Source organism: Candidatus Symbiopectobacterium sp. NZEC135 (assembly GCF_025962695.1).
On sequence record NZ_JAGFPF010000751.1, the window covers coordinates 1 to 980 of the forward strand.

At 61.6% G+C, this 980-nt stretch carries 2 protein-coding genes; both read left to right on the plus strand.

Translation table 11 applies throughout. From position 1 onward, the window contains the following. Positions 1–681, plus strand: a 681-nt coding sequence (gene thiM / locus J5224_RS30195) for a hydroxyethylthiazole kinase (RefSeq protein WP_264628736.1), incomplete at its 5' end; no start/stop codon positions are given. After that, positions 669–980 (plus strand): bifunctional hydroxymethylpyrimidine kinase/phosphomethylpyrimidine kinase (locus J5224_RS30200; RefSeq protein ID WP_264628737.1); only part of this gene is annotated, 312 nt, incomplete at its 3' end. The genes thiM and J5224_RS30200, both read left to right, overlap by 13 nt.

Sequence of the window (980 nt, forward strand, 5' to 3'; positions counted from 1 at the left end):
GTCTTGCTGGCGCTCGGTGCATCTCCTGCGATGGTGGTGGATCCGGGCGAGGCGGCACAGTTTGCCGCGTTGGCCGATGCGCTTCTGATCAACGTGGGGACCTTAGAATCAACGCGTGCCGATGCGATGCTGGCCGCCGTGCATAGCGCTAACCAGGCGGGCAAGCCCTGGGTGCTGGATCCCGTCGCGGTTGGTGGGTTGCGCTTTCGTACCGACTTTGTGCGCGAATTGCTGCCTTGCAAACCGGCGGCGATTCGCGGCAATGCCTCGGAAATTATCGCGCTGTCTGGTGCCAATTCGCAGGGCCGAGGCGTTGATAGCCTGGACGCTTCCTTCACGGCCATCCCTGCCGCACGCGAACTGGCGGCGCGTTGGTCAACGGTGGTGGCGGTGACGGGAGAGGTGGACTACGTCACGGACGGTGTGCGCGTCTGGGCGGTAAAGGGCGGTCATCCGATGATGACGCGCGTGGTGGGTACCGGGTGCGCACTCTCCGCCGTCGTTGCGGCATTCTGTGCGCGCGGTGCGGATCGATTATCTCAGGTTGCGACAGCCTGTGCCGTAATGGCGCGGGCAGGGGAGCGTGCCGCCGCGCAGGCCAACGGGCCGGGCAGTTTTACGCCTGCGTTTTTGGATGCGCTTGCGCTATTGCGCCAGGAGGCACAGACATGCGCCTTATAAAAGAGCAGGTTCCCCGAATAAATGCGTTAACAATCGCAGGCACCGATCCTAGCGGTGGAGCAGGGATCCAGGCCGATCTGAAAACGTTTTCTGCCCTAAGCGCCTATGGCACCAGTGTGATCACTGCGCTGGTGGCGCAGAATACGCAGGGGGTTCAGTCGGTTTATCGTATTGAACCTGATTTTGTGGCGGCTCAACTGGATTCCGTGCTGAGCGATGTGCGTATCGACAGTGCGAAGATCGGCATGCTGGCGCAAAGTGATATTGTCGAAGGGGTCGCCGGGCGCCTGCAAAGCTTT